This is a genomic window from Streptomyces sp. A0592, from assembly GCF_004795115.1.
GTDB lineage: Bacteria > Actinomycetota > Actinomycetes > Streptomycetales > Streptomycetaceae > Streptomyces > Streptomyces erythrochromogenes.
Genome location: NZ_SSBM01000014.1, coordinates 33659 through 56277, shown reverse-complemented (window position 1 = coordinate 56277; position 22619 = coordinate 33659). Strand labels below are relative to the sequence as shown.

Below are 22619 nucleotides of genomic sequence, written 5' to 3'. Positions count from 1 at the left end.
TTCTCCTCAAGAGGGTGGGCGGGTCATTCCTCGCGCCGGGCCGCACCGGCCACGGCGATGTTCAGGAAGCGCGGTACGGGCCGGTCCCGGCCGCGGAAGTCCTCCGCGACCGCGGACCGCACCGCCGCCAGACGCGTCTCGGGCAGCATCATCAGCAGGCTCGGCCCCGGCCCCTGCCCGGGCGGCCAGGCGCTCAGCGCCCCGGACCGGCGGGCGCAGGACACGGCACGGGCCAGGTCCCGGGGGCGGTCCGCGGCCTCGCCCCGTACGGCCATCAGCACCAGCCGTGTCCCCGAGGCCGCCGGGTCGAAGGCGACGTACCGCCGTCGTCGCGGCCGTCCGCCCAGCAGCAGGGCCCTGCCGGGCCGGGCGTGGAACACCGCCCGGCGCAGCCCGTCGTCCCCCTCCGGCAGGGCAGCGGCCAGCAGCCGGGCCAGGAACGCACGGTCGGGCCGCTCTCCGGCCGCCGCGTGCACGTCGGCCACCGCCAGCGCCACCGCGCAGTCGGCGGGCTCGGCCGTGGCCAGCCCGGCGGCGCCCGTGAGTGAGCCCTGCACGTGCAGGTCCGTCCCGCCGCGGCCGTATCCGGCGCGCGCCAGGGCCCGCAGCACGGTGTACGGCCGTACGGCCCAGGCGGGGGCGTCGGGCAGCGGCCCGGACAGGGCCAGCGGCAGATCGCAGCTGTCCGCCGGATGACCGAGGGAACTGAGCCGCACCAGGCCGTCGTCGCGGGGCGCCGCGGCGGCGGCCGTCGGCCAGCCCGCGGCGGCGACGAGCCCGGGGGAACCCAGGTGGAAGGCGTACGGGGCGCTCCACACGGCGGCCGCGGGCCGACCGTGCGCGGCCTCCAGGGCGTAGGCGACGAGCCGGAACAGCGGATCGGCGGTGGCCCGACGGGCCAGGCCGCCTCCGGCGAGGTCCGCGGTATCGGGTCCTCCGACGCGGGCTCCGGTGCGAGCGGCCGTCCCGGGCACCCGCCCCGACGGGCCCGGGTCCGCCGATGCCCGGCCGCGGGCCCCGCCCCGGCGGGCCGCGGCGGTCGGGGCACCCGTGGCGGGGCCGACCTGGTCGCCGCCGGTGCGGGCGGCCCGGTGGGTCGGGGGACGGGCCCCGGACCGGTCCGGGGCAGCACCCCGGTCACGAACCGTGGGCGGTGCGCCCGTGGTGGGGGCGTCGGGTTCCGCCGCGACCGGGCTGCCGTCGGCGCGGACACCGAAGGGTTCCGTCCGGGCGGCGGCCCCCGCGGCTTCCACGGCTCCCACGGCAGGGTCGGCCCCCTCGGCCCACACCGCCGGGTCGGCCGGAGCGGGAGCCCGGCCCGGGTGTACCGGCCCGGCTGCCGAGGGGCCGGTGGGCAGGGGGCCGGCAGCCCGAGCGGCCGGATCCGTGGACGGGCCGGTGGCGGCGGCGGGACGGCCGGAGCCGGCCGGGCCGGTCACCGGGCGTCCTTGCGGGCCAGGATCCGGTAGGCGTTGCCGCCGTCCGTGCGCCGGGCCGCCGCCGTGCGCAGCGTGTCGAGCACCGCCGCGCCGGCGAAGCACGGCAGCGCCGCCAGCCGTACGGCGTGGGCGCGGGCCCGGGTCCGGCGCGTGGCCGGCGGGCCCCACGGCCGGTCCGGGTCGGGAGCCAGGCGCGCCGCCGTGAGCGCCACCGCGCCGAAGAAGTCATTGCCCTGGTGGGCCGGTCCGTGCTCCTCGGCGACGACCGTGAACCCGCGGTCGGCCAGCGCCTCGCGCAGGTTCGCGGCCGGGGCCAGGTGCTGGTGCTGCGGCTGGAACCACGGCAGCCAGGCCGGGCCGAGGAGCCGCGCCATCCGCGACTCCGGGTCGGGCAGCTCGATCGCCAGGAATCCGCCGGGGGCCAGGACGACGGCCGCCGCGTCCAGCTCGGCGAGCGGATCCCGGGTGTGCTCCAGGTAGTGGTACATGCTGACCACCTCGTACTGGCCCGCCAGCTTCGGGGCGAACTCCGGGAACTGGCCCTGGTATCCGGTGTCCACCCAGCCGCGGCGTTCGGCCCCCCGGACCCCGTCGCCCATGTCGAGCCCGTCGAACCGGGTCCGCGGCCACACGGCCCGCGCCGCGTTGCAGAAGTGCCCGTGCCCGGTGCCGACGTCCAGCCAGGACGCCGGGTCCGCGTGGGGGAGGAGCATCTCGGCTCGCCCCCGGTAGGCGGCGCCCAGCCGGCCGAAGACCGTGCCGGCGCCCTCGCCGCCGCGCCCGTCGTAGAAGTCCCGGTAGTAGAAGTCCAGCCCCTCCGGGGTCAGCCGGGGGTTCTGGAAGACGTGCCCGCAGTCCCCGCACCGCTCCAGGGTGAACCGGCCGGGCTTGCCCTGCAGCAGGTCGGGCACCCGCACGCGCACCGAGATCCGGCCGGAGCCGCACCACGGGCAGTCCGGACGGCGCGCCTCCAAAAAGCGGTCGGTGCCCGCCGCCAGATCGTCCCGGTAGGCGGCCGCCCGCGCGGTGTCGGGAGCACGGTCGCCGCCGGCCGCCCGGGCCGTACGCACGGCGGAGACGAGGGAGCGCACCGGGCGGGCGGCGGTGGCCCGGGCCAGATCGGCCGGCCGCAGCGGCGAGCCGGAGCCGCCCAGCACCAGGTAGGGCTGGAGCCAGTACAGCCCGGCCGCGGCCGCACCCCAGCGGCCCTGGCGTCCGGCGGCACCCGCGAGCAGCGCCAGCCCGCACAGCTGCGCGGCGGCCAGCGCGCCCGGCGGCAGCCCCTGGGCCCGCAGCTCCGCGGCGCGCGCCGGGCCCCCGGTGTCCCCGGGCCCTCCGCAGCTCAGGCCCGGGGCGACGGCCAGCCCCGTCGCGTCGGCGGCGTACTCCTTCAAACGGCGGGTCAGCGCGAGCAGTTCCGCCGGGTCCGGGCGCGGACCGCCCGGATCCACCCCGGCCCGCTCCAGCACCTCCTCGGTGGCGAGGACGGCGAAGCCGGCGCCGCGCCCCTCGGCCAGCCGGTCCCACCGGTAGCGGGCGGGGTCGACCAGGCGCAGCAGCCCCAGAGCCCGTTCGGCGGCGAGGTCCGCGGGCAGCAGGTCCAGCACCCGCAGCCCCTCGCCCTCCGCGTACGCGCAGGCGGTGAGGAAGGTGGCCGCGTCGGGCTCGACCCCGTCGGCGGTCAGCAGCCGCCACCCGGCGGGCCGCGGCACCCCCGCCGACGTGGGCGGCACCACCGCAAGCACCGGCAGGGCCCGCAGCCGCTGCGCGGCGCGTACGGTGCCCGCGCCGAGGGCGGCCAGCAACACCGCGGAGGTCCAGCGGACCCGGGAGAGCGGAGGGTGCGTCATATCAGCTTCTCCAACCGGTCGGCCGCGGCGGCGGCCCCGCCCGCCGCGGCGAATGAGGCCTGAATCCGCCGGGCCGCCCGGCGGTGGCCGGGGTCGTCCAGTACGGCGGTGAGCGCGTCGCGCAGTTCCTCGGCCCGCGTCCGGCCGAACCGCACCCGGACTCCGGCGCCGGCCTCGACCACCTGACGGGCCACGATCGGCTGGTCGTCCCGGATGGGCGCGACGACCAGCGGCAGCCCGTGCGCGAGGGTCTCGCAGACGGTGTTGTGCCCGGCGTGGCAGACCACCGCGTCCAGGTGCGGCAGCAGATCCAGCTGCGGGACGCTCTCCTGGAGCAGTACGCGGTCCGGTACCTCCCCGACCGTGGCGGCGGGTGCCGCCAGGACCAACTGGACCTCCTCGGCGAGTCGTTCGGCCGCTCCCAGCACGGCGTCGTAGAAGCGGCCCCCCGCCTCCTGGTTGAGGGTGCCGAGGGAGACCAGTACGCGCCGTCGACCGGGATCCAGCCGCTGCCAGGGGAACCCGGGCGAGGCCGGACGGGCTCCGAACGCCGGGCCGACGTACGCGTGGTGGGCGGGGAAATCACCTGCGGTTCCCACCAGTTCGGGAGTGGAGAACACCAGCACCAGCCGCTCCGAGAACCGCGGGTCCCACCCCTGCGCCTCCCCCGCGCGCGGCTCCCGGCCCGCGCCGAACTCCGCGAGCAGGCCGGAGATCTGCCCGGCCACCCACTCCCCGACCTTCGGGAAGTCCGCGAAGGGCCGGGTCAGTTCGGCCGAGGTGCTGGCGGACGTCGCCCAGGGCACGCCGAGCCGCCGGGCCACCAGTGGTCCGGCCAGGGCCTGCTGGTCGGCGACCACCACGTCCGGTCCGAAGGTGCGCACGGCCCGCTCCACGCCCGGCACCATCGCCCGGGCCAGCGGCACCAGCGCCTCCTCCCACAGGAACCGCAGCGCACCCACCCCGCGCAGGTTCCGCCAGCGCTCGTGGAGCCCGGTGTACGCACCGCCCGCCTCCTCGCCGGCGGGCAGGATCCGGGCCTGTGCGGGAAGCAGCCGGGTGAGCGCGCCGACCGGGCCGGTCCAGGCGATCTCATGGCCCCGCGCGGCGAGTTCGGCTCCGACGGCCACGGTCGGATTGACGTGCCCGGCCAGCGGCGGCACGGTGAAGAGCACCCTCACGGGACCAGAGCTCCCGCCCGCGGCCGGGCCGCCGTCGCCGCGGAGGGGAGCGGTGCGGCCGTCGGGTCCGTCGCCGCGATGTGGGCGAGCACGGCTTCCCGCAGGACCCCGCTGCTCTCCTTGAGGACGTCGTGTCCCAGGCCCGGCATGATCCGCAGCTCGCAGCGTGGTGCGTGGCGGGCCAGCTCGCGGGCTCCGTGCACCAGCTCGGAGTGCTCCCCGCAGACGATCAGGGCCGGGCAGGCCAGCCGGGCGTAGTCGGCCCGGGTGAAGGGCCGGCTCGCGGCGATGTCGTCGATGAGCGACGTGCGGTTGAGGAGGTCGTCGGCGATGGCCGTGAGGTTGGCGGCCTTGCGCAGGCGCAGGGTGCGCAGCTCGGCGGGTACCGGGCTGTCCTCCAGGCTGAGGGCGGCGGCCGACAGCGTGTCCACCATGTTCTCCACCCAGGCTCCGCCGAGCGGGGGTTCGAGGAGGGTGAGCCCGCTGACCCGGCCGGGCCGGGCCAGGGCGGCGTGCAGCGCGAGGGTCCCGCCGTAGCTGTTGCCGACCAGGTGCACGGGCCGGTGCGCCAGGTCGAGGGCGGCCAGGAGCGTGAACAGGTCGCGCACGGCGGTGCGGCTGTCGTAGCCGGTGGCCGGGCGTTCGGTGCGGCCGTGGCCGCGCAGGTCGTAGAGGACGGCCTCGTGCCCGGACCGGGCCACCGGCACGGCCAGCGGGCAGTAGAAGGAGGACAGGTTGTCGACGACCAGGCCGTGCAGGAACACCACGACGGGGCGGCCGGGGGCGTCGGCGCCGGCAGCGGCAGGGAGCTGCTGGACGTGGAAGCGGAGGGAGTCGGCGAGTACGACGGCCATGGCGGGCTCAGCCGGCCGACGCGGGCGAGCCGCCCGCCGGGACCCGGGCCCGGGCCAGGGACGACCGGGTGATCCGGCCGATGTGGGTGACGAGTTCGCCGACGGACATGGCCAGGATGGCGTCCATGTCCTTCTCCGCGAGGAAGCCCATCAGGTCCACGTCCGCGCCGTAGCGATGGTGCAGGAGTTCGGCGAGGGCGACGAACTCGACGCTCTCCAGGGCGAGGTCCTCGTTGAACGTCGTCTTCATCGTGACCTCCTCCGCGAGCAGGTACTCGTCGCCGACGATCTCCACGAGCATGCCGGTGATCTCGGCGAGGATGTCAGGTGCCATGACGGGTCTCCGTGAGGTGGAAGGGGACGGCGGGCGCCGCCGCGGGGTGCGGGGTCCAGGCGACGACGTGGTCGGGCGGTGGGGCGGTGGCCGGCGGGCCGGAGACCGCCGGGTCGATGAGCGGAGTGCCGGTGGGCGGAGTGCCGGTGAGCAGGGTGGTGCGGACCGGGTACGGGGTGCCGTCGGGGGAGGTCACGAGCAGCTCGCCGGAAGCCCGGTCGCCGGTCACCCGCCAGTCCCGGGGCCGGCCGCCCAGCCCGCCGCCGTCCGCCTTGGCGGCGGCCTCCTTGGCGCACCACAGCGCGGTGAGCGCGCCCGGGAGGCCGCGGTCCCCGTGGGCCGCCAGCCCTTCGGCGAGCCGGAGTTCATCCGGTCCGAGGGCGATCCGGACCAGAGCGTCCGGGTCGGCCGTCACCGCCTCGACGTCGATGCCGACCGGCCGGGCGGGGTGGGCGAGGGCGACCGCGATCCGGTCCTTGTGGGCGATCGACAGCCGGAAGCCGCGGGTGAGCGGACCCTCGGCCACCGGCCGGCCGGCGGGGTCGTTGCCGACCGGCACCTCGGCCGGGAACACCGGCCCGGCCCCGCCGTCCCACAGCAGCCCGCGCAGCGCGTCCTTGGCCGCGATCCGGCCCAGCAGCCACGGCGCCCGGGCCCGCGGCGCCAGCCGCTCGTAGGCCTCCCGCTCGGCGGCCCCGAGGTAGCGGCGCATGACCAGCTCCTGCGAGGCGGGATCGCTCCAGCGGCGCCGGGCCAGGCACCAGCCCTCCGGCCGGGGCTCGCCGATGCCGCAGACCTCCGGGGTGAACTTCATCGGCCAGACCCGCTCGTCGGCGCCGAAGCGGCGGTACGTCCACCCCTCGATCCGGGCCCACACCTGGCCGCCGGGCCGGCGCAGCTCGACGTCCCCGCGTACGGTGACGTCCTGCACGGCGCGGATCCGGGCGGTGGCGGCGATCAGCTCCAGCGGGGCGGGCGGCGGACCGTAGAGGCGGATGCGGTCCACGGTGGCCGGGAACACCAGCCGGTCCACCGGGAGCCGGAGCTGCATCCAGTGCCCGAAGAGCTGCCCGGCGGCGTCGAGGAGCGCACCCGGGTCGGGCAGGGCCCGCAGCACGCCGTGGATGCCGTCCCGGCCGACCGACCGGACCTCGTGGACCCCGGCGAAACGCGGCCCGTGGAACATCCACCGGTCCCGGTAGAGGGCCGCGGCGCTGACGGGGGCCGGCCCGGCGTCGCGCAGCGGTGTGCCGTCGGGTGCGGGCGGCCCTTCGTACCGCTCGCCGAACAGCACGACCACCGAGGCGTATGCGCCGAGTGTGACGCGCATCCGCCCGGGCCCGTCCGGGCGGACGGAGACCTCGACGTCGACGGCCGGCTCGACGGCGAGCCACCGCAGGGCCCGCACGTCCTCGTAGCCGATGACGGCGAGGCCGGGCCGGGCGTGCCGCCGGGCGGCGTCCGCGGCCAGCTCCAGCATGGTGGTCATGGGCACGACGGGGAACCGGTCGGAGTCCTCGGACCAGCCGTCGGGCTGGAGGTAGACGCAGTGGTCCCGTACGTAGGGCAGCGTGGCGAGGGACAGCCGGAGGGTGCCGCCCCCGTCCGCCAGTGCCCCCGGACCGGCCGCTGCCGGGGCTCCTGCCCCGGGCCCCGTCCCGGCCGCCGCCCAGGCTTCGGTGACCGCCCGGGCGGCCGAGCCGGTGTCGGCCAGTACGGCGTCCAGTGCGCACAGCAGCACCGGCCGGTCCGCGGGCGGCTCGGCCGGGGCCGGAGTCGGGGCTTGGGCCTGGGCCTGGGCCGGGACGAGGATCCCGGCCAGCGAGGCCCGGGCCGCCTCGCCGAGCCGCACCAGCGGCGACCCGAGGTCCAGCGGCACGGCCCGGCCCGGCGCGGCCCCGGCCGTCCCCGTCCTGGCGGTGGGCCCGGGCCGTGCCCCGGCTCCGGACCCGAAGTCCGTCGGGCCTCCCGCGGGGAACACCCCGAGGCCCTCGGACCAGAGGGCGGCGCAGGTGCGGTCGAGGGCGGCGAGGCCGCCGAGCCGGGGCGAGGAGGTGGACACCGAGAGGTGTGGGCGGCCTCGCAGGGTGTCCTCGACGAAGCCCGGCAGGCTGCCCGGCCCCAGGGTGACAAAGGTGCGCACGCCCTGCTCGTAGAGCCCCAGGGCCAACTCGCGGAAGCGGACCGGCTCCAGCAGGTGGCGGACCACCAGGTCCCGCACCTCCTGCGCGCCGGACGGGAACGGCGCGCACGTCGTGGCCGACCAGACCGGGAGGGAGCCGCGCCGCAGCGGCAGCCGGTCGAAGGCCGCGCGGACCTGACCGAGGTACGGCTCCCACATCGGGGTGTGGAAGCCCGAACGGAACGGCAGCTCCTGGCCGAGGACGCCTTCGGCGCGCAGGCGGGCGACCACGGCCGCCACCTGGTCCGGTTCGCCGCAGATCACCGACTGGTGCGGGCAGTTGTCGTGGCTGACCACCACCCGGTCCATGCCGAGCAGCGCGGCCTGCGCCCGGGGCGCGCCGCAGCCCAGCGCCGCGTACACGAGGTCCGGGACCTTCAGGTCGCCCGGACTCAGCGAGTCCAGGAAGGTGTCCGCCGCCTCCTGCGGGTACATGCCGGCCGCCACCATCGCCGCCCACTCGCCCAGGCTGTGGCCCGCCAGTACGTCGGCCTCGACACCGAGGGCCGGCAGGACCCGGGCGAAGAACCGGCCGGTCGCGATGGCGTCCAGGGCCCGTTCCACGAGCGACGCACCCCGGGTGAGGCGGGGCGGCGTCAGCGCGAACCGCTCCGCGACGTCGTCGACCACGGGAGCGAACTCCGGCTCCAGGCCCGGGAACAGGAACGCCACCCGCCCGCCGAGCGGCCGCGGCGCGAACCACACGTCGCCGCGGCCCCGCCACGGCCGGCCGCGCGCCACCACCTTCGCCGCCAGCGCGAGCCGCTGGGGCGTCGGCCCGACCACCGCGACCCGGCAGGGTCCCTCGCCCCCGGACGCGGGGGAAGCGGCCGCCAGCCGCGCCGACAGCCCGGCCGGGGTGTCCGCACCGATCAGGAGTACGTCGCCGCGCGCACCCGGGCCCACGGGCGCGGCGGCGCCGCCCAGCGGCAGGAACCGCCGTACCGGTGGCCGGGGGCGGGCGGCCGCCGGGGCCTCCTCCAGCACCACGTGCGCGTTGATCCCGCCGAAGCCGAAGGCGTTGACCCCGGCCCGGCGGGGCGCCGGACCGCGCTCCCACGGCTGCGCCGCTGCCACCGGCCGCATCCGGGTCCGGGCCAGGTCCGGGTGCGGTTCCTCCAGGTGCAGCGTCGGCGGCAGCACCCCCTCGTGCACGGAGAGGGCGGCCTTGATGAGCCCGGCCATGCCCGAGGCCTGCATGGTGTGCCCGAGCATCGACTTCACCGAACCGAAGCCGATTCCGGGCCCGTCCGGTTCCGGCGGGCCGAACACCTGCGCCAGGGTGTCCAGTTCGGCGGCGTCACCGACCGGGGTGCCGGTGCCGTGCGCCTCCAGCAGCCCCAGCGCGCCCGGCGCTCGCGGGTCCAGGCCGGCCTCGCGCCAGGCCCGCTCCAGGGCCCGTACCTGGCCCGCGACCAGGGGGCTCATCAGGCTCGCCGCGCGGCCGTCCCCGGCCACGCCCGTCCCGCGGATCACCGCGTACACGCGGTCGCCGTCCCGTTCCGCGTCCGCCAGCCGCTTGAGGACCACCACCCCGGTGCCCTCGGACAGCAGGGTCCCGTCGGCCCTGCGGTCGAAGGGGCGGATGGACCCGCTCGGGCTGAGCGCCCGCAGCTGGGTGAAGACGCTCCACAGCGTCGCGATGTGGCAGTGGTGCACCGCCCCCGCCACCACCGCGTCGCAGCGCCCGCCCGCCAGCAGTGCCACGGCCTGGTCCACCGCCAGCAGGGAGGAGGCGCAGGCCGCGTCGAGGGTGTAGGCGGGCCCGCGCAGGTCCAGCCGGTTCGCGGTCCGGGCCGCGGTGAAGCTCGGGACCAGCCCGATCGAGGCGTCGGGCCGTTCCGGCCCCAGCGCGTCCTGGAAGGCCGACCGCACCGCGGCGATCCGCCGCTCGCCCAGCTCCGGCGCCAGCTCGCGCAGGGTCTGCGCCAACTGGTGTGCCGTACGCACCCGTTGGTCCAGCCGTGCGGTGGCCACGCCCATGAACCCGCCGCGGCCCAGCACCACCCCGATCCGCGAGCGGTCGGCCGGCAGCCGGTCCTCCCCGCCGGCGTCGGCGATGGCCTCGGCCGTCGCGTGCAGGGCCAGCATCTGGTCCGGTTCGGCGCCCTCCACGGCGGCCGGCATGATCCCGAACCGGGTCGGGTCGAAGGCGGCGAGGCCGTCGACGAAGCCGCCGCGCCGGCAGTAGAAGCGGTCGCCGGCCGCGGGACCGGTGGCCGCCTCCGGGTCGAAGTACACCTCCGGGTCCCAGCGTTCGGGCGGGACCTCGCCGATGGAGTCCGTACCGGCGAGGAGGTTGCGGCGGTAGGCGGCCAGATCGGCGGCTCCGGGGAACACCGCGCCCATCCCGACGATCGCCGCGTCGGTGGGGCGGGGGCCGCCGCCCGGTCGCGGCCGTCGGTCACTCATCGCCGGCCGCCTCGGGCGCCGTGGGCGCCGGCGGTGCCATCAGGACCACCTGGACGTCGCTCCCGCGGGCCAGTTCGTCGAGGAGGGCGGAGGTTCCGGCGTCCGGTGCGAGGAGCGGGACGCCGCGCCGGGCGTAGGCACGCTCCAGCTCGGGAGTGACCATCCCGCCGGCCTCGGCCGCCCAGGGACCCCAGTCGACGGACAGCACCCGCCCGGGGAAGGACTCCGCCCAGGTGTGCGCGAGAGCGTCGAGGGCGTCGTTGGCCGCTGCGTAGTCGCTCTGCCCGCGGTTCCCGTACACCCCGGCGACGCTGCCGAACAGGGCCAGGAAGCGGGGGGCGGGCCACGTCCCGTGCTCGGCGGCCGCGGCGGCCAGGTGCCGGGCACCGGCCACCTTGGTGGTGAACACCTCGGTGAAGTCCTCCGGCCGCTTGTCGCGCAGCAGCCCGTCGCGCAGGACTCCGGCGCCGTGCACGATGCCGTCCAGCCGTCCGTGGCGCTTGCGTACGTCGGCCACGACCGCCCGTACGGCCCGCTCGTCGGCGACGTCCGCGCAGTGGTAGCGGACGGAGGCCGCCACCGCGGCGAGGGCGGTGAGGGTGGCCGCCACCTCGCGCTCGGCGAGGATCCGCGAGGCCGCCGCCTCGATCTCCGCGGGCTTGCGCAGTCCGGAGGCGATCAGGGCGGCGCGCAGCGCGACGCGGTCCTGGGCGTGCGGGAACGCGTCCGCCGCGGGGCTCGCCGAGGAGCTCGGTGAGGGGTGCGGCTCGGGGGTGCGGCCGACCAGTTCGATGTGGCATCCGGTCGCGCGGGCCAGGGCGAGCGCCGTGCGGGCGGTGATCCCGCGGGCCCCGCCGGTGAGGAGGACCACCGAGCCCGGGTCGAGGAGGGCGGGCCGGGGCCCGTCCGGGACGGGCAGGGCAGCGGGCACCGGCAGGCGGGCGACGCGCGTCCCCTCGGGGGTGTAGCCGACGGAGGCGAGGGCCGGGAGGGAGGAGCTCAGTTCGCGGACGAGTTGCGCGGCGACGCGCTCCGGGTCCTCCTTCGGGTGGACGTCCACGGCGCGTACGAGCGCGGCGGGGAATTCGAGCGCGGCGGAGCGGGCGAAGCCGTGCAGTCCGGCTCCGCCGGGACCGCCGGGGCCGCCGGAGGCGGCGACGATCAGCAGGCGTGGGACTCCGCCGGTCAGGGCGTTGCGCAGGCCGGGGAAGGCCGCGGGCAGTACGGGTTCGGCTCCCGCCCGCAGTGCGGACAGGTCGACGATGCCGTCGAGCCCGGCCTCGGGCGTTCGTAGGATCCGCGGCTCGGCGCCCAGGGCGTCCAGGGCGGCGCCCAGGGCGGGCGCGAGGCCCTGGCCGTCCTCGACGATTCCGATCCGCAGGCCGTGGAGGGACACCGGGTCGCCGTCGGCCGGGGGCAGGGGGGAGAGGTCCACGCGGAGCCGGGAGACCGCTGGTGCGGCGGGTTCCGGTTCGCCGGTCGGGCCGCCGGGGGTGTGGGAGGTGACCCAGTCCACGATGCCGCGCAGGGTCTTCAGCCGGGACAGCTCCTCGATCGCGGACCCGGCGGAGCCGTCCTCCTCGTGGGCCGAGCCCGGGTCACGGGGGAGGCCGATCCGGTCGGCGAGGGCGCCGATGATCTCCACGCGCTTGATGGAGTCGATGGAGAGGTCCGCCTCCAGGTCCAGTTCGGGGTCGAGCATGTCCAAGGGGTAGCCGGTCCGGGTGTGGACGATGTCCAGGACCACGTCCATGACGTCCTGGGCGGACCGGGGTCCCGGGCCGGGGGCTTCGCGGGGTGCTTCGCCGGGGTCGGTTCCGGCGGGGCCGGGCGCGCGCCGGGGCGCCTCCTCGGGCGCCGAACGGCCCTCGGGGTCGTAAGGCGCGGTGGCGGTGCGTTCGGCGCCCTGCGGGGATCGTCCCGGCACACTCCCGACCCCACCGGCGCCGACTTGGCGGTCGGGCGGGCGCGGGGTGCCCAAGTAGGCGAGCAGGATGTCTCGTTGGGCCTCCACCAGGGCTCGGGCGCCGCGCAGGTACTCCAGTACCGCCTCCTCGCGCACGTCCGCGGCCGGGGCGGGGGCGGGTATCGCGGCGGCCCGGCCGCCCGCCGCGCCGCTGCCGTTGAGCGCCGACCGCGCGCCTTCGTCGGACATCGCCGTATTCCTCTCCGTGCGGGCCGTCGCGCTGCCCGTCTCCATGCCGTGCGGCGTCGGTACGCGTCGGGCCGGCTGCAGGCCGCCCCGGACCGGGGTGCCGTCCGCCGTGCGGACCAGGTGGCCGTCCACCAGCCAGCCCGGGCGGCGCGGGGCGCGGGCCGGGAGGCGGGAGGTCCGGCCTCGGAAGAGGCCCTCCGGGGCCACCGGAACCCCCGCCGCCGCCAGTTCGGCCAGCGCCGTGGCCAGGCGGACCAGGCCGTCTTCGCCCGGTACGTCCAGCGGGACCGCCGTGTGCGGGCGCTCGCCGAGGATCCGGCCGACGAGTCCCGACAGGACCCGCCCGGGCCCCGCCTCCACGAAGGTCCGGACGCCGGCCGCGTACATGGCCTCCACCTGCTCCACGAACCGGACCGGCTCCGCGACCTGGCGTGCGGCAAGGCTCCGTACGCCTTCGGCCGTCGCCGGGTACGGCTCGGCCGTCGTGTTCGACCAGACCGGGACGGCCGGCGCGGTCACCGGCGTCCGCGCCAGCTCCCGGGCCAGGGAGGCCGCGGCCCCCGCCACCACGTCGCTGTGGAACGCACAGGCCACCGGGATCGGCTCGGCCGACAGGCCCGCCTCGCGCAGTGCCGCCACCGCCGTGGCGACCGCCGGCGACGGGCCCGAGATCACGCACTGGCGCGGCGCGTTGTGGTTCGCCACCGCACACCCCGCACGGGCGGCGAGCTCCCGGACCTCTTCCGGCGGGGCCGACACCGCCGCCATCGTCCCCGGGTCCGCGCCGGCCGCCGTCAGGATCGCCCCGGCGCGGTGTGCGCTCAGCCGGAGCAGGCTCTGCGCGTCGTAGGCCCCCGCCGCCCACAGCGCGGTGAGCTCCCCGTACGAGTGCCCGGCCACGCAGTCGGGCCGTACGCCGAGCTCGCCGAGCAGCAGGTGCGCCGCGGCTCCCGCCAGGCCGAGGGCCGGCTGGGCGACCCGGGTGTCGGTGACCGCCGCCCGCTGTGCGGCCCGCCCCTCGGCGGTGAACGCCGCCGGCGGGAACATCGCCGACACCACCTCCGGGGGAGCGGTGTCCAGCAGGCCGCGCAGGCCGGGGAAGGCGGTGAACAACCGGTCCAGCATGCGCGGGCGTTGGCTGCCCTGGCCGGGGAACAGGAACGCCACCCGGCCCGGGTCGGCGGACTCCTCCCGTACGTGGACCCCCGGGCCCGGGGTGAAGGACCGGGCCTGCTCCAGGCGGACCGCCAGTTCGTCGAGGTCCGAGGCCACCACGGCCACCGCGACGGGCGCGTCGCCCGGGGCCGTCTCGGCCGCGAGGTCCCGCAGGGCCCACGGGCGTCCGGCCGTGTCGTTCTCCTCCAGGCGCGCCGCGAGCCGTGCCATCGCTCGGCCCGCCGCCCGGCGGTCCGTCCCGCGGAAGCAGAACAGCTCGGCCGGCCATTCCTCCAGGCCGTGCCGGGGCTCGTCCGCGCCGCCGTGACCGGCCAGAACGGCGTGGTAGTTGGTGCCGCCGAAGCCGAAGGCGCTCACCCCCGCGAAGCGCCGGTGCGCGGGCACGGGCCAGGGCCGGGGCCCGGTGTCGAAGGAGAAGGGGCTGGTCTCGGCCCGCCAGGCCGGGTTCGGGGTGTCGATGTGGAGGGTGGGCGGCCGGACCCCCGTGTGGACGGCGCGGGCGGCCTTGATGAGTCCGGCCAGCCCGGCCGCGCACTTGGTGTGGCCGAGCTGGGATTTCACGGAACCCAGCGCACAGGCTCCGGCGGTGGCGCCGGATGCGGTGAACAGGTCGCTCAGCACGGCCAGTTCGGTACTGTCGCCCACCACCGTGCCGGTGCCGTGCGCCTCGATCAGGCCCACCTCCGCAGGGGCGACGCCCGCGCGCGCGTAGGCCCGCTCCAGGGCCCGTCGCTGGCCCTCCGGCCGCGGGGCCGTCAGGCCGAGGGACCGGCCGTCGCTGGCCGCGCCCACCGCCTTGACCACGGCGTACACCCGGTCGCCGTCGCGTTCCGCGTCCGCCAGCCGCTTCAGTACGACCGCGCCGACGCCCTCGCCGAGGGCGATCCCGTCGGCGGCGGCGTCGAAGGGCCGGCAGCGGCCGCCGGGGGACAGGGCGTGGACGGACGCGAACATCAGGTAGTCGTTGATGCCGTTGTGCACGTCGGCGCCGCCGCACAGCACCATGTCGCTGTCGCCGTCGCGCAGTTGCCGGCAGGCGAGGTCGAGCGCGGCGAGGGAGGAGGCGCAGGCGGCGTCGACCGTGCAGTTCGCGCCGCCCAGGTCGAGGCGGTTGGCCACCCGGCCGGCGATGACGTTGGCGAGGATCCCGGGGAAGGAGTCCTCGGTGAGCCTCGGCAGCTGCTCGTCCAGGGCGGGCGGGAGCTCGCCGAGGTAGGCCGGGTGCAGGGCGCGCAGCCCGTAGGCGCCGGCCAGTTCGGTGCCGGCCTCCGCGCCGAAGACCACCGACGTCCGGGCGCGGTCGAAGGCACGGTCTCTGCCGTAGCCGGCGTCGGCGAGGGCCCGCGCCGAGATCTCCAGGGCCAGGAGCTGCACCGGCTCGATAGCGGAGAGGGAGGCGGGCGGAATGCCGTGCGCGAGCGCGTCGAAGGGCACCGGGCCGAGGAAGCCGCCCCAGCGGGAGGGCGTGCGCTCCCCGGCCCGGGCCGGATCGGCGTCGTAGTAGAGCGCCGGGTCCCAGCGCTCGGCCGGCACCTCGGTGACCGCGTCCGTCCCGGCGAGGACCATCGCCCAGTAGGCGGCGAGGTCGGGCGCACCCGGGTAGGCGCAGGCCATGCCCACGATGGCGATGTCCAGCGGGTCGGCCGCCCGGGGCGGCTGTTCGGCGGCCGCCAGCTCCTCGGCCCGCTGCTCCAGCCGTGCCGTGGCTCCTTCGGTGACCTGGGTGTGCAGGGCCGCGACGGTGGTGGTCCGCGTACGCAGGCTCGCCGCCTGGCCGAGCATGAACAGCCCGTCGGCCGCCTGCCGTTCCTCCGAGACGGGTTCCGGCGCACCCCCGCCGGGAGGCCGCCGCAGGCCCTTGCTGGCGATCCGCAGCCGCCCCAGGTTCAGCCGCTCCAGCTCCTCCCACATCTCACGCGGTTCGACGCCGCTCTCCGCGAGCCGCCGCCGGGTCGCCTCGAAGGTGGCGGCGTACGGGGTGGACGCGCAGCGGGTGGCGTGCCCGGGCGCGGTGTGCAGCAGCACGGTGTCCGCGCACTCCAGTGCCGCCCGCTGGAACCCCGGCACCACCGCCCCCGCCGCCACGGCCTCCTCCGTGAACAGGTACGCGGTGCCCATCAGCACCCCGATCCGCGCGCCCCGACCGGCCAGCGGTGCGGCGGCCGCCACGGCCATCGCGGCGGACCGCTCGTCGTGGATCCCGCCCGCGAGCAGCACGTCGAGGGAGGCGGGGTCGGGGCAGGAGCGCAGCAGCAGGTCGATCTGCTCCTCCCAGAGGGGGAAGGAGGCGCGCGGCCCGACGTGCCCGCCGCATTCCAGCCCTTCGAAGACGAACCGCCGCGCCCCTTCCGCGAGATACCGCTCCAGCAGGCCGGGGGAGGGTACGTGCAGGTGCGTGCGGATCCCGGCCGCCTCCAGCGGGGCGGCCTGCGCGGGGGTGCCGCCGGCGATGATCGCGCGGGGCGGGCGGGCCGCGGTCACCGCCGCCAGTTGCTCGCGCCGCAGCTCGGGCGGGGCGAAACCGAGCAGGCCGACGCCCCACGGGAGGTCCCCGAGCCGCTCGGCGGTCTCGGCGAGGAGCCGGCGTACGTCCGGGCCCTCCATGACGGCCAGCGCGAGGTGGGGGACGCCGCCCGCGGCGGCCACCGCCCCGGCGAAGGCCGCCTGGTCGCTCACCCGGGTCATCGGTCCCTGAGCCACGGACAGCGGCGCGCGGAGCGGCTCGGACCGTACGGCGTCCGCCAGGTGCCCGGTGACGGCCTCGCGTACGGCCCGGAGCACACCGCCGGTGGTCCGGTGGCGGGCGGCCAGCCGGGCCGCGCACGCCCCGTCCTGCCCGACGGGCAGGAGCTGGGTGCGCAGGTCCCGTGCGCCGAGCAGGGTGGACGCCGGACCTGCGGGAGGGGTCAGGTCGGGCCGGGTGAACACCCGGTGCCCGTCCACGATCCGGGTCTCCGATCCGTCCATCGCCCGCAGCGCGGCCGACACGTCGTACGGCAGGTCGGCCTCTGCCTCGACGGTCAGGGCCAGTTGCACGTCGAGCAGCACTCCGGCGGCCCCGCCCGCGACGGCCGCGGCCGCCGTGTGCGGCCCGATCCCGCCGCAGGCCAGGACGGGCACGGCGATCGCGGGGTCCGCGAGGAGCTGCTGGATCAGCACGAAGGTGGTGCTCCCGCCCACCCGGCCGCCGGCCTCGTGTCCCTTGGCGACGAGGGAGTGCGCGCCGGCGGCCACGGCGGCGCCGGCCTCGGAGCGGTCGGTGACCTCGGCCCAGATCCGGGGCCGCCCGGCCGCCGCGGCCCAGCCGGCCACCCGGCCGGGGGTGAGGGACGCGGGGTCGGCGAGCAGCACCGTGTCCACCTCGGGCGGGAGGTCCCCGGGCCCGAGCGGGCAGCCTGAGGGCACCCGCACGCCGTACCTGCCTGTGCCTGCGGCCGCACCGGCGGCGGTGTCGGTGTCGGTGTCGGAGGAAGAGACGCCGAGCCGGCGGCCCAGCTCCGCGAGCGCGCGGCGGGCGGCGCTCGCGTCCCGCCCGAGGTCGAGCAGCCCGAGGGCCCCGGCGCGCGCGGCGGCGGTCACGATCCGCGGACGGGGCTCCTCGAAGGGGCTGAGTGCGACGACCAGGTCGCGGACGGCGGGAGACTGTGGGGGATGGGGGATCACGAGCGCTCCTCTTCCAGTGCTGTGTGACATGACGCGAGGCAGGACGGAAGAACGGGAGGACGGGCGAACCGGCGGACGGCGGGCGGGCGGAGAGCGGCGCAGCCGGGAGGCGCGGCGGGCTTGAACGACGGTCAAACACCCGGACGCCGCGTTGCATCGTGCGGGGGTCGCTCTGCACTGTCAACAGCCATGCGGAGTAGGGGGCTTCGCATTATCGGTACCGCGGACCCGCCCGTCGCGCCCCGCAGGCGGCCCCGCCGTCCGCCCTCACCGAGCCTGTGACCTGCGGCGATCCCTGTCGGCCGGCGGGCCGGGCCGGCCGGGCGGGCCGGAGCGCCGCGGAGGCGCGGGCATGCCGCACCGGTATGCCTGGCGGCCGACCGGGCATGAACGTCACGCCGGCCCGGGGAAGTTGTTCACCGGACGAGCCCTTACAGGTACAGCCCCGCGCGGTTACCGTCCGGTCATGACCCCCACCCTCGCGCAGCTCCGGTATCTCGTCGCCGTCGCGGACTGCCGGTCCATCACCGGCGCGGCGGCCTCGGTCTTCGTCGCCCAGTCCGCGCTGTCCCGTGCCGTCCAGGCCATGGAACGGGACCTGGGCGTCGAGCTCCTCGCCCGCCGGGGAAGGGGGGTGGACCTCACACCGGAGGGGGCCCGGGTCGTCCGGTTGGCCCGTACGGTGCTCAACGCGGTGGAGGCCATCGACGACATCGGGATCTCGCACGGCAAGGACACCCGGGCGGTGCTCACCCTCGTCAGCACCCCCACCCTCGCCCTGGACCTGGCCGCCGACCTGATCGTCGCCTTCACCGAGCGCCATCCGAACGTCGACGTGCGGCTCCAGCAGCACAGCAGCCGGGAAGCACTGGTCGAGGCGCTGAACCACGGGCGGTCGGAGCTGGCCCTGGTCGACCTGCCCGTCGACAAGGAGCTCTCCACCCACTTCATCCAGGAACGCGAGGTGGTGCTGATCTCCCCGGTCGGCTCTCGGCTGCCCGACCCGGTGCCGTTCCGCATGCTCGACGGACTGCCGATGGTGCTGCCCACGCCGGGCACCGGCCGGCGTACCGAGATGGAGGCCATGTTCAGCTGCCTGGGGGTGCGGCCCGTGCCCTCCCTCGAAGTCGACGAACGGCTCGCCTGGGTGACGGGTGTGACGGACGGCCGCGGCTCCCTCATCTGGTACCGGGACGTGGTGCTGAGGGCGTTCGGGAACCGGGCGGAGATCCGCTCCTTCACCCCGCCCCTGCTGCGCCCGGTGGGCATCGCCCACGCCCGGCGGCCGCTGAGCCGCGCGGCCCGCGCGTTCATCGCACAGGCCGGACACAAGGCCCCGGTCCGGGAGCCCGTGCGCTGACGGGACATGCTCGGCCCTTACCGGACATGTCCCGACGGAAACGCGCCACATGCACCCGCGGCATTGAACGATGCTCGAACGGGGAGGGGTTGGGCCTGGCGCCGGCGCCGTTCGTCCCCTCACATGGTGCGCATGTCCCCACTCCTGACAGCTCCCCGGGCCGCCGCCCTCGCGACCGCCGCCCTCGCCGCGATCCTGCCCGCGGCCGCCTGGATGACCGGTGCCACCGCCTCCGCGGCCCCCTCCGGCACCGCGGTGGCGGCCCCGTCGCAGGCGCCGGAGAGGAAGTGCACCCTGCCCGGCGGACTGGCCGAGCTCAGCGGCCTCGCCGTGAGCCGCAGGCACCCCGGCGTCTTCTACGCCGTCAACGACAGTGGCAACACCAACCAGGTGTTCGCCGTCGACTGCAGCACCCCGACCGGCCGCCTGGCGGCCACCCTCACCGTCTCCGGCGCCGCCAACACCGACTGGGAGGGCCTGGCGCTCGGCAAGGACGCCGCCGGCGGCCCGGCGATCCTGGTCGGCGACATCGGGGACAACCTCGGCGGGCGCGCCGAGATCACCGTCCACGCCTTCCCCGAGCCGGAGCGGCTCGCCGACGCCACGGTCACGCCGGTGACCCACCGCTTCGCCTACGCCGACGGCAGGCACGACGCCGAGTCCCTGCTCGCCGACCCGGTGACCGGCCGGATGTACGTGGCGAGCAAGCTCATCGGAGCCGCCGGCCGGCTGTACCGGGCTCCGCTGCCGCCGATTCCCGGGCAGGTCAACACCCTCACGGCGGTCGGTCCCGCCCCGGTGTTCGCCACCGACGGCGCCTACTCCCCGTCCGGGGCCTCCTACGCCCTGCGCAGCGGCGGACCGCTGGGCGCCAACACGGCCTCCGTCTACGACACGGCCGGGGCCAAGCTCGCGGACGTCGCCCTCCCGGCCCAGTCGCAGGGCGAGACGGTCGCGTACGCGGACTGCGCCAACCTGCTCGTCGGGTCGGAGAACGACACCCAGATCTGGCGGGTGCCGCTGCCGCCGGAGGCCGCGCCGGGCTGCGGATCCACCCCAACGCCCACTCCAACGCCCACTCCCACTCCCACGCCCACTCCCACCCCCGGCGACCTGAGGCTCGCCGACCCCGGGCCGCAGAAGTGCACGTTCAACCAGCCCTGCACCATCCGGCTCACCGCCACCGGCGGCAAGCCCCCGGTCCGGTACGCCGCCGGAGGCCTGCCCTGGGGGCTGACCCTCGACAGCGCCTCCGGGCGGATCACCGGCCGGCCCTGGGGGAGCGGCACGGTCCGGATCACCGTCACCGCGACGGACTCCACCGGGGCCACCGCGGGCGCGGCCTTCCCCCTCACCCTCACCTGGTTCTGAGCCGGGCCGAGGCGCGGACTTGTCCAACCGGCCGCCTGAGACGCACTGTTGACCGAGTCTCGCCCACCAGGTCAGGAGATCCGGCTTGTCGTCGCCCACCGCACCCGTCCCGCAGACCCCGCCCGGCCGGGACACCCCGTACGTGATCGACCCCGCCGGCGGCTGCCCCCACGCCCTCAACGCCCGGCTGCGCGCCGAGCACGGCGCGGTCGCACAGGTGGTGCTCCCCGGCGGGGTGCCCGGAGCCGTCGTCCTGGGACACGACGCGCTGAAGGAGTTCCTCGCCCACCCCGAAGTGGCCAAGGACAGCCGGCACTTCCCCGGCCTGCACGACGGCAGCATCCCCCGCGACTGGCCCCTGCGGGCCTTCGCCAACGCCCAGGGCATGCACACCGCCGACGAGGACGACCACCGCCGGCTCCGCGCCCTGGTCGGCCGGGCCTTCACCGCCCGCCGGGTGGAACGCCTGCGCCCGCGCGTCGAGGAACTCACCGTCGAGCTCCTCGACGACCTGGACCGGGCAGCCGCGGAATCCCCCGACGGCGTCGCCGACCTGCGCGAACACTTCGCGCTCCCGCTCCCGATGAGCGTCATCTGCGAGCTGCTCGGCGTGAACCCCGAGCACCGCGGACGCCTGCACCACCTGTCCCACAAGGTGATCATCGCGACCGACACCACCCCGGCCGAGGCGATGGCCGCCGTACGGGAGCTCGTCGAGCTCATGGGAACGATCGCCGCGACCCGCCGGGCGGAGCCGGGCGAGGACCTCACCAGCGCCCTGATCGCCGCCCGCGAGGACGGCGGCGACCGGCTCAGCGAGGCCGAACTCATCGGAACCATGAGGCTGATGCTCGTCGCGGGCCACGAGACCACCCTCAACCTCATCAGCAACGCCGTGCGGGCCCTGTGCACCCACCGCGACCAGCTCTCCCTCGTCCTGGAGGGCAGGGCGACCTGGTCGGACGTCGTGGACGAGACGCTGCGCTGGGACGGCCCCGTCAGCTGGTTTCCCTTCCGCTACCCCACCCGCGACCTGACCGTCGGCGGGACCCTCGTCCGGCAGGGCACCCCGGTCCTCGCCGGCTACACCGCGGCCGGCCGCGACGAGGACTTCCACGGCTCGGACGCCGACCGCTTCGACCTCACGCGTCCCACGGCCGCCCGCAGCCTCTCCTTCGGGCACGGCGCGCACTACTGCGTGGGCGCCCCGCTCGCCCGGCTGGAGGCCACCACCGCCCTCGAACGGCTCTTCACCCGCTTCCCGGACCTCGACCTCGCCGCCCCCGAGGCCGAACTCCCGCACCAGCGCAGCTTCATCGGCAACAGCGTCGAGACGCTGCCCGTCCGCCTGCGCCGCGCCTGAAGCCCCCGCGCCCCGCACCCCCGCGCTCCCTCAGCCCAGGCTGAGGGGGCGCTCCGGGGCCAGGTGGGCCGCGATCTCCTGGAGCACGTTCGTGCTGGCGTTCTGGACGGTGCTGCCGAGGCCCTGCGTCGCCACCGTCGCGATCGCGAGCTTCCTGGACGGCAGATAGGCGACCGTGCCCGCGTAACCCGCGAAGGACGGGTTCTGCAGGATCCAGGTGTTCACCACCGGCAGCCCGAGGGCGAACGAGGCGTCCCCCTTGACCTTGACGACGGGCGTGAGCTGGAGCTCGTGCGACGCGGGCGTCAGCAGCCTCCCCTCGCCGATCGCGGCGAAGGACTTCGCCATGTCCTCCAGGGTCCCGGTCATCACCGCGCCCTCCGCGAGCGTCCACGAGGGATCCCAGTAGGTGGAGTCCTCGAACACGCCCCGTTCGTTGTCGAAGCCGTGCAGCACCGGGGCGGGGATCTCGGCCCTGGAGGAGATGGCGGTCTGCTCCAGTCCCATCGGTTCGAGGACGTTCTCGCGCAACACCTCGCCCAGGGGCCGCTGCTCCACCCTGGAGATGATGTCGCCCAGGAGCACCCAGTTGGCGTGGGAGTAGGCGAAGCCCGTGCCGGGCGGCCGGGCCATGGGCCGGGACATCGCGATCCGTACGAGCTCCTCCCCGGTCCAGTGCCGGAACGGGTTCTCGTACAGCTCGGCGATGAAGGCCTTGTCCGTGACGTAGTCCGCGTACCCGGAGGAGGCGGACGCCAGCATCTTCAGCGTGATCCCGTCCGCGTGCGGGAGGTCCGGGCGCCAGCGGGAGAGCTTGTCGTCGAGGCTGACCCTGCCCTCGTCGACGAGTCTGAGCAGCTCGGTCGTCATATAGGGGATGGCGACCGAACCGATGCGGAAGCGCATCTCCGTCGTCGCGGGGAAGCCCGTCGTCGTCTCCCCGGCCGCGGCCGTCGAGACGCGTTGCCCGTCGACCCACACCCCGGCCATCGCAGCGGTCAGCTTGTACTTCTTCAGCGCGTCGGCGACCTGCCGGGCGGTGAACTCCTCGGTGTCGCCCGGCAGGCACGTGCCGCCCCGGGAGATCAGGCCCGCCGGACACTGCGCGGCGGCGCTCTCGGCGCGGCCCGCGGTCCAGCCGCCCGCCAGTGAGGCGCCCAGCAGCAGACTGCCCAGACAGGCTGCGGTGAAGGTCCGGTAGCGTCGCACGGCGTGCCTCCATTGCGGGTCGAAGCCGATGGTCCCCCCCAGCGATCGCAGGCCTCGTCCCGGCAGGCTA

General features: G+C 76.6%; 11 protein-coding genes. 3 read left to right on the top strand and 8 right to left on the bottom strand.

All coding sequences use genetic code 11. The features are described from left to right. Nucleotides 1–23 precede the first annotated feature (23 nt). The 7 genes from E6U81_RS41125 to E6U81_RS21000 are packed head-to-tail and all read right to left on the bottom strand — an operon-like array spanning nt 24 to nt 17246. The gene (locus E6U81_RS41125; RefSeq protein ID WP_240803936.1) at nt 24–1439 is read right to left on the bottom strand and encodes a hypothetical protein; all 1416 of its coding nucleotides are present in this window, start codon (nt 1437–1439) and stop codon (nt 24–26) included. Beyond that, the gene (locus tag E6U81_RS21025; RefSeq protein WP_168714695.1) at nt 1436–3289 is read right to left on the bottom strand and encodes a class I SAM-dependent methyltransferase; all 1854 of its coding nucleotides are present in this window, start codon (nt 3287–3289) and stop codon (nt 1436–1438) included. The genes E6U81_RS41125 and E6U81_RS21025 overlap by 4 nt, the downstream gene beginning before the upstream one ends. Continuing rightward, on the bottom strand, nt 3286–4464 hold the full coding sequence (locus tag E6U81_RS21020) for a glycosyltransferase (protein WP_136231730.1): 1179 nt from the start codon (nt 4462–4464) through the stop codon (nt 3286–3288). Before E6U81_RS21020 ends, E6U81_RS21025 begins: the two co-directional genes overlap by 4 nt. A gap of 2 nt (nt 4465–4466) precedes the next feature. Further along, nucleotides 4467–5324: an alpha/beta hydrolase gene (locus E6U81_RS21015; protein ID WP_136231639.1), complete on the bottom strand. Its 858-nt coding sequence runs from the start codon at nt 5322–5324 to the stop codon at nt 4467–4469. A gap of 7 nt (nt 5325–5331) precedes the next feature. Continuing rightward, nucleotides 5332–5658, bottom strand: a complete 327-nt coding sequence (locus tag E6U81_RS21010; RefSeq protein WP_136231638.1) for an acyl carrier protein — start codon at nt 5656–5658, stop codon at nt 5332–5334. Next, nucleotides 5648–10252, bottom strand: coding sequence for a type I polyketide synthase (locus E6U81_RS21005; RefSeq protein ID WP_136231637.1), 4605 nt, complete (start codon nt 10250–10252; stop codon nt 5648–5650). The genes E6U81_RS21010 and E6U81_RS21005 overlap by 11 nt, the downstream gene beginning before the upstream one ends. Next, nucleotides 10245–17246 carry a type I polyketide synthase gene (locus E6U81_RS21000; RefSeq protein WP_240803935.1) on the bottom strand — a complete coding sequence of 2334 codons (7002 nt, stop codon included), beginning with the start codon at nt 17244–17246 and terminating at the stop codon, nt 10245–10247. The genes E6U81_RS21005 and E6U81_RS21000 overlap by 8 nt, the downstream gene beginning before the upstream one ends. Before the next feature lie 466 nt (nt 17247–17712). Between E6U81_RS21000 and E6U81_RS20995 the strand changes: the two genes are divergently transcribed. The 3 genes from E6U81_RS20995 (at nt 17713) to E6U81_RS20985 (ending at nt 21340) form a co-directional block, all read left to right on the top strand. Next, a complete protein-coding gene (locus tag E6U81_RS20995; RefSeq protein WP_168714694.1) occupies nt 17713–18606 on the top strand; it encodes a LysR family transcriptional regulator in 894 nt (297 codons plus the stop codon). 132 nt (nt 18607–18738) lie between these two features. Further along, a complete protein-coding gene (locus E6U81_RS20990; RefSeq protein WP_136231634.1) occupies nt 18739–19977 on the top strand; it encodes an Ig domain-containing protein in 1239 nt (412 codons plus the stop codon). A gap of 85 nt (nt 19978–20062) precedes the next feature. Continuing rightward, the gene (locus E6U81_RS20985; RefSeq protein WP_136231633.1) at nt 20063–21340 is read left to right on the top strand and encodes a cytochrome P450; all 1278 of its coding nucleotides are present in this window, start codon (nt 20063–20065) and stop codon (nt 21338–21340) included. A gap of 30 nt (nt 21341–21370) precedes the next feature. Here the strand turns inward: E6U81_RS20985 and E6U81_RS20980 are convergent, their stop codons facing one another. Beyond that, a complete protein-coding gene (locus tag E6U81_RS20980) occupies nt 21371–22549 on the bottom strand; it encodes a serine hydrolase domain-containing protein (RefSeq protein WP_168714693.1) in 1179 nt (392 codons plus the stop codon). Nucleotides 22550–22619: the final 70 nt, after the last annotated feature.

Excerpts from the sequence above, each read along its gene's own strand:
- E6U81_RS21015 (WP_136231639.1), bottom strand. The coding sequence starts at position 5,324 with ATGGCCGTCGTACTCGCCGACTCCCTCCGCTTCCACGTCCAGCAGCTC.
- E6U81_RS21005 (WP_136231637.1), bottom strand. The coding sequence starts at position 10,252 with ATGAGTGACCGACGGCCGCGACCGGGCGGCGGCCCCCGCCCCACCGAC.
- E6U81_RS21010 (WP_136231638.1), bottom strand. The coding sequence starts at position 5,658 with ATGGCACCTGACATCCTCGCCGAGATCACCGGCATGCTCGTGGAGATC.
- E6U81_RS20995 (WP_168714694.1), top strand. The coding sequence starts at position 17,713 with ATGACCCCCACCCTCGCGCAGCTCCGGTATCTCGTCGCCGTCGCGGAC.
- E6U81_RS20990 (WP_136231634.1), top strand. The coding sequence starts at position 18,739 with ATGTCCCCACTCCTGACAGCTCCCCGGGCCGCCGCCCTCGCGACCGCC.
- E6U81_RS21025 (WP_168714695.1), bottom strand. The coding sequence starts at position 3,289 with ATGACGCACCCTCCGCTCTCCCGGGTCCGCTGGACCTCCGCGGTGTTG.